9 protein-coding genes are annotated in these 9,529 nt (G+C 32.9%); 4 read left to right on the top strand and 5 right to left on the bottom strand.

Features of this window, described 5'->3' with window-relative positions:
- Positions 1-153: 153 nt before the first annotated feature.
- Positions 154-1,698 carry an Rne/Rng family ribonuclease gene (locus tag IAI56_RS09155; RefSeq protein WP_187657579.1) on the bottom strand — a complete coding sequence of 515 codons (1,545 nt, stop codon included), beginning with the start codon at positions 1,696-1,698 and terminating at the stop codon, positions 154-156.
- Positions 1,699-2,080: 382 nt separating this feature from the next.
- Positions 2,081-2,374: an HU family DNA-binding protein gene (locus IAI56_RS09160; RefSeq protein ID WP_187657580.1), complete on the bottom strand. Its 294-nt coding sequence runs from the start codon at positions 2,372-2,374 to the stop codon at positions 2,081-2,083.
- Between the two features lie 133 nt (positions 2,375-2,507).
- Between IAI56_RS09160 and mutY the strand changes: the two genes are divergently transcribed.
- The 3 genes from mutY to gldD are packed head-to-tail and all read left to right on the top strand — an operon-like array spanning position 2,508 to position 4,618.
- Positions 2,508-3,575 carry an A/G-specific adenine glycosylase gene (gene mutY / locus IAI56_RS09165; RefSeq protein ID WP_187657581.1) on the top strand — a complete coding sequence of 356 codons (1,068 nt, stop codon included), beginning with the start codon at positions 2,508-2,510 and terminating at the stop codon, positions 3,573-3,575.
- Between the two features lie 17 nt (positions 3,576-3,592).
- A complete protein-coding gene (locus IAI56_RS09170; RefSeq protein WP_169524665.1) occupies positions 3,593-4,021 on the top strand; it encodes a single-stranded DNA-binding protein in 429 nt (142 codons plus the stop codon).
- Between the two features lie 39 nt (positions 4,022-4,060).
- Positions 4,061-4,618: a gliding motility lipoprotein GldD gene (gldD, locus tag IAI56_RS09175; RefSeq protein ID WP_187657582.1), complete on the top strand. Its 558-nt coding sequence runs from the start codon at positions 4,061-4,063 to the stop codon at positions 4,616-4,618.
- 26 nt (positions 4,619-4,644) lie between these two features.
- On the opposite strand, the gene IAI56_RS09180 is transcribed toward gldD, so the two are convergent.
- Positions 4,645-5,022 (bottom strand): heavy-metal-associated domain-containing protein, encoded by a 378-nt coding sequence (locus IAI56_RS09180; RefSeq protein ID WP_187657583.1) that lies wholly within the window; start codon positions 5,020-5,022, stop codon positions 4,645-4,647.
- Between the two features lie 111 nt (positions 5,023-5,133).
- On the opposite strand from IAI56_RS09180, the gene IAI56_RS09185 reads away from it, so the two are divergent.
- Positions 5,134-6,000 carry a DMT family transporter gene (locus tag IAI56_RS09185; protein ID WP_187657584.1) on the top strand — a complete coding sequence of 289 codons (867 nt, stop codon included), beginning with the start codon at positions 5,134-5,136 and terminating at the stop codon, positions 5,998-6,000.
- A gap of 54 nt (positions 6,001-6,054) precedes the next feature.
- On the opposite strand, the gene IAI56_RS09190 is transcribed toward IAI56_RS09185, so the two are convergent.
- Both IAI56_RS09190 and IAI56_RS09195 read right to left on the bottom strand, forming a co-directional pair.
- Entirely contained in the window at positions 6,055-8,109 is a 2,055-nt protein-coding gene (locus IAI56_RS09190) for a M16 family metallopeptidase (protein WP_187657585.1), read from the bottom strand.
- Positions 8,110-8,122: 13 nt separating this feature from the next.
- On the bottom strand, positions 8,123-9,448 hold the full coding sequence (locus IAI56_RS09195; RefSeq protein ID WP_187657586.1) for a M16 family metallopeptidase: 1,326 nt from the start codon (positions 9,446-9,448) through the stop codon (positions 8,123-8,125).
- Between the last annotated feature and the right edge of the window lie 81 nt (positions 9,449-9,529).

Below are 9,529 nucleotides of genomic sequence, written 5' to 3' on the forward strand. Positions count from 1 at the left end.
TTCTTTAAAAATGAAAAGATTACTTCACTTTGTTTCTATTTTTCATTGGAGTTCAGTGAACTTCGTTTGAAACGGATAGCTGGAATAGCTCCAAATAAAAAAACCGCTAATCTTTCGAAAAGCGGTTTTTCATTCTCTGAATATATTTCAGAATTATTCTTTAATTTTTTTTCCTTGATCATCATAAAAATGATATTCAAGATACGTGTAAGCGTCACGAGGTATGATTTTCACCCATTTTTTATGTTCAAAAAACCATTTTGAACGTAATGATGGAAAACCTTTGGTAAGGTATGCTGCCACAAAAGGATGAACGTTTAGTTTAATTTTTTTGTGGTCTTTAATGATTTTTTCAAGTGAAAATGTAATCTTGTCAATAATCTGAATTGGTGCATCTACATCACCAGAAAGGTTATTTGGATTTTCTTCTCTTGTTTCAATATTTACTTCTGGTCTTACGCGTTGGCGAGTAATTTGAACTAATCCAAATTTACTTGGCGGTAAGATTTTGTGTTTGGCTTTATCATCGCTCATTTCTTCTTTTAGGAAGTTAAACAACACTTGTCGGTTTTCGGAGTTTTGCATGTCGATAAAATCCACTACAATAATTCCGCCCATATCTCGAAGTCTTAGTTGTCTTGCAATTTCTGCGGCGGCAATCATGTTTACTTCTAGAGCTGTGTCTTCTTGGTTGGAAGCTTTGTTGGAACGATTTCCGCTGTTTACATCGATAACATGAAGTGCTTCGGTGTGTTCAATAATTAGATACGCACCTTTGCTCATGGAAACGGTTCTTCCAAATGAGGTTTTTATTTGTCTCTCGATGTGGTACTTTTCGAATAAAGGCACATCTTTTGACTGATAAAACTTTACGATTTTTTGTTTCTCCGGAGCTATTTCGGCTAAATAGTCCTTTGTTTCTTGGTACAACTCTTCGTCATCTATTTGAATACTGGTAAAAGTATCATTGAATACATCTCTAAGTATTGATGAAGCTTTGTTAAGTTCGCCTAATACTTTTGACGGATGATGAGCAGTTGGTAATTTTTTACACATTGCAGTCCATCTATTCATTAAGTTCTGCAAATCTTTTTCTAATTCGATAGTGCTTTTGCCTTCGGCTACTGTTCTCACAATAACGCCAAAACCTTTTGGTTTGACTGCTTGTACTAGTTTTTTAAGTCGGTCTTTTTCTTCTTTGGATTCTATTTTTTGTGAAATAGAAACTCGGTCAGAAAACGGTACTAAAACAACAAAACGTCCTGCAAAGGAAAGCTCTGCGCTTATTCTTGGACCTTTGGTAGAAATAGGTTCTTTTACGACTTGGACTAGTACGGATTGATTGGCGCTAAGAATATCGGTTATAGCACCGTTTTTATCAATCTCTTTTTCAAACTGAAAGTTTTTTAGGGAGAAATCTTTTAGTTTACCTGCGCTTACAAGTTTTATGAATTTCAAATAAGAAGCTAAACTTGGACCAAGATCGTGATAGTGTAAAAAGGCATCTTTTTCGTAGCCAACGTTTACAAAAGCAGCGTTTAGTCCGGCAACTGGTTTTCTAATTTTTGCAATAAATATATCGCCAACTTGAAAGTTGCTTGTTTCTTCTTGTTTGTGTAATTCAATGAGTTTTCCATCTTTTAATAAGGCAAAATCTACAGCATCTTCACCACTACGGATGATTAATTCTTTATTCATGTTGTAAATTTTTATCCATGTCTGAAATTAGAAATATGAAATTAGAAATGATTTATAAATTCTAATTTCTGAATTCTGAATTTTCAAAACACAGATGGATTAAACATTTTAAACAGGTACTTTGTTACCCGGTGAATTTGGAAGGTTGAAGGCAGAGTTTAGAAGGTAAAATGGTACTGTTAAGTAATTCTAAATTCTGAATTCTAATTTCTAAATTCAATTTCAATGAACGTTTAAAAAGAAAAAAGTAGTTTAGAACTACTTTTTCTTTTTGTGACGGTTAGCTCTCGCTCTTTTTTTACGTTTGTGCGTTGCTACCTTATGTCTCTTTCTTTTTTTACCACTTGGCATACTTTAAGATTTAGTGATTAATAAATAAGTTTTATACTGCTACTTCAGTATTGGTTTTTACTGATTCTACAAATACTTTAGCAGGTTTAAATGCAGGAATGTTATGAGCAGGAATCTTGATTGTTGTATTTTTTGAAATGTTTCTTCCAGTTTTTTCAGCTCTTGTTTTGATAATAAAACTACCAAAACCTCTTAAATAAACATTATCACCAGTTTCTAATGAAGTTTTTACTTCTTCCATAAATGCTTCAACTACTGCTTGAACATCTCCTTTTTCAAGACCTTTTTTTTCTGAAATCTTCGCTACGATATCTGCTTTCGTCATTTTCTTTCGTATTTAATATTATGTGTAATAATTTTGAGGTTGCAAATATATGAATTAAAAAAACAATATTTCAAGCATAATCTATTAAAATTTAATCACATAAAGATTTATTTTTGTCAACCACTTTTTTGCTATGAAATTTTCTAACTCTTTAATTCATTGGTATTTACAAAATAAGCGCGATTTACCTTGGCGAAACACTACAAATCCGTACTTAATTTGGCTCTCAGAAATCATGCTGCAACAAACGCGAGTTGCGCAAGGTTTGCCTTATTTTTTACGTTTTACCGAAGCTTTTCCAACCGTTTTTGAACTTGCAAATGCCAATGAAGAACAAGTACTTAAACTGTGGCAAGGTTTGGGCTATTATTCTCGCGCTCGAAATTTGCACAAAACAGCTCAATTTATTGCTTTTGAACTCGATGGAATTTTTCCTGCTACATATAAAGATTTACTCAATTTAAAAGGTGTTGGCGAATATACTGCCGCGGCAATTGCTTCATTTGTTTACAACGAAAATGTTCCAGTAGTTGATGGAAATGTGTTTCGGGTTTTATCACGATATTTTGACGTAGAAACCGATATTGCTTCGGCTGGAGCCAAAAAAGAATTTACGCAACTTGCCTCTGAATTACTTCCAAAAGGAAAAGCAAATGTTTTCAATCAAGCTATTATGGAATTTGGTGCTCTGCAATGTGTTCCAAAAAATCCCGATTGTACCAATTGTGTTTTAAACGATAGTTGCATCGCTTTGCAAAAGAAAAAAGTAGCTCAACTTCCGGTAAAATTGAAGAAGACAAAAGTTGCCAATCGTTTTTTTAACTATTTGATTTTTTCTGACGAAGAATCGAATACTATTATAAGTAAACGAACGGCAAAAGGAATTTGGCATAATTTATATGAATTTCCGCTGATTGAAACTGACGATTTAATTCTTGAAAACGAAATGGTCGATGTAATCAAAAAACAATCTTTTGTTTCCAATGAAATTGTTGAGGTTACGTTATGCAATCCCGAAGCTATTTTGCATAAATTATCACATCAGCATTTAACTATTCGGTTTTGGGAAGTTAAGGTTCAAGGCAAAATCAACAATGGTTTGACCTATGAATCTGCTAAAGCGATGCCGTTTCCAATTGTAATTTTTAATTTTATTTCAAAATTTTGGGTTGATTCTCAAAAAATCACTAAATTTGATTGAATTTAAACTTCATAATGATGAATGGAACTTTAAATAAAGTAATGTTAATTGGTCACCTTGGCGATGATGTGAAGATGCATTATTTCGAAGGTGGAAATTGTATTGGTCGATTTCCATTGGCTACTAACGAAGTTTATATCAATAAACAAACCAACGAAAAAATCACTTCTACCGAATGGCATAATCTTGTTGTTCGAAATAAAGCCGCCGAAATTTGTGAAAAATATTTGTCCAAAGGCGATAAAATATATGTTGAAGGCAGAATAAAATCGCGCCAATGGCAAGCCGAAGACGGAACAACAAAATACACTACCGAAATTCAGGTAACCGAGTTTACATTTTTAACTACCAAAAAAGATGTAGAAGGAATTAAGCAAAATCATGCTTCTGAACCTAAAAACACTAACTTTGAAGCGTCAAGTCCTGAAAACGATTTACCGTTTTAAAAAACCTTTTACATTCAGATTTTTTGCCTTACACATTTTATGAAAAAAATAGTTTTTAGTTTTTTAGTAGCATTGTTATTAGTAATAACCAGCTGCAAAGACGACGTTTTGCCTAAACCAGCAAGTCAACTACGTTTAGATTATCCAGTGGCAGAATATGCCTCGTTTAGTAGCGATTGTCCATTTACTTTTGATATTAACGAAGATGCTAAAATCAAAGCCGATAACAACTGTGGTTTTAGTATTCAATATCCAAAAATGAAGGCTACAATTTATTTGACTTATAAACCGGTGAACAACGATATTACAAAATTGCTTCGCGATGCCCAAAAATTGACTTTTGAACACGTGGTGAAAGCTGATGATATTACTGAATTACCTTTTTTAAACCGAGACAAAAAAGTATTTGGAATGTTTTATCAAGTGAATGGAAATGCCGCAACCAATGCGCAGTTTTATGTTACCGATAGCACAAGGCATTTTGTAACCGGTTCTGTTTATTTTTATGCCAAACCCAATTTTGATTCCATAATGCCAGCAACAAGCTACGTCAAAGATGACATGCAACACTTGATGGAAAGTTTGCAGTGGAAATAAAAAATCCCGAAACTTCGGGACTTTAATTATGCTTTTATTTTAACATCAGAGACTTTATAAGTTTTACCATCGGCTGTGGCTTCAACCGTTTCTGAGATTTTTTCGGGAGATAAAACCGCTGCGTCAAAACTAACCGTTGCTTCTTTTTTATCAAAATCTACTTTTGCTTCTTGAACGCCTTCCATTTCGGTAAGTTTTCGCTCTATCGTTTTTGCACAACCCATCGAACAAGTCATTCCGTCTATTTTTAACGTAGCCGTTTCAGGTTTTTGTGCTACTTTTTTTTCGGTTGAACTCACTGCATTTGTTGAGTCTGATAAATTTGGTTTGTTTCCAGTTTCTTTACAGCTCATAAATAATAATGAGCATAAAGTCATCGTTATAATCGGTTTAACAAAATTCATAAGTGTATTATTTAATGTTTGTAATCATTGTTTGTTGAGGCAAAAATAATTAAAAATTAAAGTTATTATTCTTAAAATAATTGCAAAATTTGAACTCATAAATTTTTTAGTATGAAAGCACAGCAATTGAAATGGTTTTTTTTAATCGTTTTAGCATTAATTTGGGGAAGTTCATTTATTCTGATAAAGAAGGGTTTGCTGGGTTTATCACCGTTTCAATTGGGTTCGTTGCGAATAGTATTTTGTGCTTTATTTTTACTAATTATCGGTTTTAGAAACTTGACCGAAATTCCACAGCATAAATGGAAATATATTGCAATAACTGCGATGTTTGGTACATTTATTCCTGCTTATCTTTTTTCTATTGCTCAAACTCAAATTAATAGTTCGGTTAGTTCGATATTAAATTCATTAACTCCGTTGAATACTTTAATTCTTGGAATAATGGTCTTTGGATTGGATTTTAAGCGAACGCAGATTGTTGGTGTAGTTATTGGTTTGCTAGGAACATTGCTTTTGATTTTTAATGGCGCAGCAAATAATCCAAATCAGAATTACTGGTACACGATTTTAGTTTTGATTGCTTCGGTTTGTTATGCAACTAACGTTAATTTGATAAAGAAATATTTATCTGACATGAAGCCATTAACGATTACAACAGGTAATTTTTTTGTTATGTTGTTTCCCGCATTACTAGTACTTTTTTTTACTGATTTCTTTTCGGTTGTTAATGTTGAAGAAGTAAAGCAATCGATGGTTTTTGTGGCTGTTTTAGGAATAGTTGGTACTGGAATAGCGAATGTATTGTTTTATAAATTAATTCAAATATCTACACCTGTTTTTGCAACGTCAGTTACTTATTTAATTCCAGTTGTCGCTTTCTTTTGGGGATTGTTAGATAATGAAATGTTGACACCAATTCAGTTTTTTGGAGCGTTTATCATCTTAATTGGAGTTTATTTATCAAGTAAGAAATAAAAAAACCACCTCGAATAAACGAGATGGTTTTTAAAACTATTAAAAAAATTTCAATTATTGAAAATCGGCATCAGTAACACCTTCGTTGATTTTTACATCAGTCATTTTTACATCTAACTCAAAGCCAAGATTTTTGATTATATTAAATGGAACTTTCACTCCTTTAACTTCTTTATAATTATTAAAACTTGTCATTAGTGTGATTTTTTGACCTTGTTGTTCCATAGATTTACTTTCAGCAACTTTTAATCCCGAAGCAACATCGAAATAATGAGTTGTATCGCCATTAACAACAACATAAGCATCAGAACCATTGATTGGTTCGATAGCATCAACTTTAACACCCGCTTTAGTAGCTAATAATGTTTCGCTAAACGGCATTGCTATTTCTTTCATTTCAGCTAAATCATCTCCTTCAATTGGCATTTTTTGTCCTTGTTGTGATACATAAGCTGTATTTCCGTTTACCACTTGTTTCACTAAAGAACCCATTCCAGCCATTGATATTTCATCCATAAACTTTCCTTTGCTGTCAATTTTCATAACATAAGCAATTGGCATTGGAGCTTGTGGATGTTTTGCTTCACCTACAAAAGATATAGTCTTAACTGCTTTTACAGCTTTTTCGCCACCAATAGCTTTGATGTAGTTATCAACAACAGTTTTTGGTGTTACACCAGCTGGAACTACTTTTTTCATAGCAGGTTTTTCAGTTGGATTACCATATTTATCAAAATAGAACATTGGAATTTTTAATTTTTCTAAAGCAGGAATTACTTCTGAACCTTTACTTACAATCAAAATTCTCAAGTTGTCTTGTAGCATATATTTGTTAGCAACTCTCATGACGTCATCAGCAGTAACCGCATTGATTTTTTTTATATAATTTTCATAAAAATCAGCTGGCAAACCTTGTGTTAAAGAATTTACAGCATAACGAGCAACGGTTGCTGGTTTTTCAACTTGCATAACAAAACGACCGATGTAACCTGCTTTTACATTGTTTAGCATTTCATCAGAAACTTTCTCAGTTCTAATTCTTTTTAATTCCTTCAAAGCTTCAACAACAGCACTATCAGTAACTGAATTTCTAACTTGAGTGCTTGCTACAAACTTAGAATTAGTGTATTTGTTTGCATCAACATAAGAACTTGCGCCATACGTCCAACCGTGAGCTTCACGTAAATTCATGTTTAAATAACTGTTGAAATCACCACCAAAAACTTGGTTAGCCAAGATTACTGGGAAGAAATCTGGATCAGACATTTTTAAACTTACAGTGTTCATCAAAATTACTTCTGATTGAACGGCGTTTGGCATATCTACAAAGTTGATTTGAGTGTATTGAACATTTGTTGGGTTAGAATACGTTTGGTTTGGAGCTGTTGCTTTTACCCATGGACCAAAAAGTTTTTCAACCGATTTTTTGATGTCTTTAGTTTTAACATCACCAATGATTACCAAATAGGCATTTTGAGGAACAAAGTACGTTCTGTAGTTTTGTTTCACATCAGACAATGATACATTTTTAATCGTTTCTTCAGAAAGATATTCTCCAGCTGGATGATTTTTGCCATACGCTAAAACATCTTCAACTCTTGAAGCTACAGCCGAAACACTTTTTTCTTGTGTTTTTAAACCTTCGATTAATTTGTCTTTTTCTTTATCAAATTCTTCTTGAGTGAAGTTTGGCATAATTGCACCTTCTGCCATTAATTCCAAAATTCTTGTAGCGTGTTTTGATAATCCGCTAGCTGATGCTCCAGAAGCATAAAAGTTGATGTTTGCTCCTAAAAAGTCGATTTCTTCATTGAAAACGTCTTTTGGAGTTTTAGTAGAACCGTTTCCAATTAAGCTACTCGTTAAATCAGAAACTCCTTTTTTATCGCCTTCAGCATAAGGTGCATTGTCGATAGAAAGACTGTAAGAAACTCTTGGTAATTTATGATCTTCAACAACTAGTACTTTTAAACCATTTGGCAATGTAAATGTTGTTGGCTTTTTTAGATTAATAGCTGGCGATGGTCCAGGTTTTGGTTGTGATCTGTCTTGTGCTTGCGTTGTAATTGTTAAAAACAAGCTTGCTAGTATAATTAGAGATTTTTTCATAATAATTGATGTCTTAGTTTTGAGCTTTGTCTTTACCTGGAACGTAGTCTAAAATTAATCTTTGATTTGGATTTAGATATTTTTTAGCAATGTTTCTAATTTCTTCTCTTGTAATTGAACGGTAAATTTCGATTTCGGTATTTATTAAATTCACATCACCGTGTAATAAGTAGAATGAAGCCAAGTTTTCTGCAACACCTTCAACACTTGAATTACTATTTACATAATTGTTTTCGTAGATGTTTTGAAGTTTTTGGAAATCTTTTTCAGAAATCAATTCGTTTTGAAGTTTTACAATTTCTTCATCAATTTCTCTTACTAAATCTTCCGAAGTTGCATCGCCTTGTGGCATTCCATAAAGAATGTATTGACCATAATCTTCTTGGCTATAGTTGAAAGCTCCAACTTGTAGTGCCATTTTCTTGTCGTCAACAATTTTTTTGTATAAACGAGAACTTTTACCATCGCTTAAAATGGTTGAAATCATGTCTAAAACTCTAGCATCACGTGTTTTCATTGATGGCGTTCTGTATGAAGCAACAACCATTGGTTTTTGGATGTTTGGATCTTCATATTTTGCTCTGATTGTTTCTGTGATTGGTTCTTCAACAAAGGTTTGTTTTTTAATTTTTTCACCTCTTGGAATTGGTCCAAAGTATTTTTGTATCCAAGCTTTAGTTTGTGCAATATCAAGTTGTCCTGCAACTACAAGAACTGCATTGTTTGGCGTGTAGAATTTTTTGTTAAACGCTTGAAATTCTGCCAAAGTAGCTGCATCAAGATGTTCCATAGAACCAATTGGCGCCCAACGATAAGGATGCACTTTAAACATATTTTTCTTTACCTCAGCAATTAAACTTCCATAAGGTTGATTGTCAACACGAAGTCTTTTTTCTTCTTTAACAACTTCATTTTGAGTATCAACACCAATTTGGTTAATTACTGGATGCATTAATCTTTCTGATTCCATCCAAAGACCAACTTCTAAACTATTTGAAGGGAAAACTTCAAAATAGTAGGTTCTATCTTCTGAAGTGTTTGCGTTATTTGTTCCACCATTAGCAGTTACAATTTTAAACCATTCACCTCTTTTAATATTTTCTGTACCTTCAAATAATAGGTGTTCAAAAAAGTGAGCGAAACCCGTTCTTTCTGGATTTTCGTCTTTTGAACCTACATGATACATAACCGAAGTAATAACGACTGGAGCAGATTGGTCATTGTGTAAAATTACGTGCAATCCGTTGTCTAAGTCATATTCTTCAAAAGCAACCTTTTGAGCAGAAGCAACCCCGCTAAACATAAGTATTGAACTTAAAGCAATTAATGATTTTTTCATAAAAAATTGAAATTTTTTTCGTTGATAGAATAGTTAGTAAGCCAACTTAACTTTTTGTTACACAAAAATACTTTTTTTAAC

This window comes from Flavobacterium macrobrachii (genome assembly GCF_014486675.1).
Classification (GTDB): Bacteria; Bacteroidota; Bacteroidia; order Flavobacteriales; family Flavobacteriaceae; genus Flavobacterium; species Flavobacterium macrobrachii.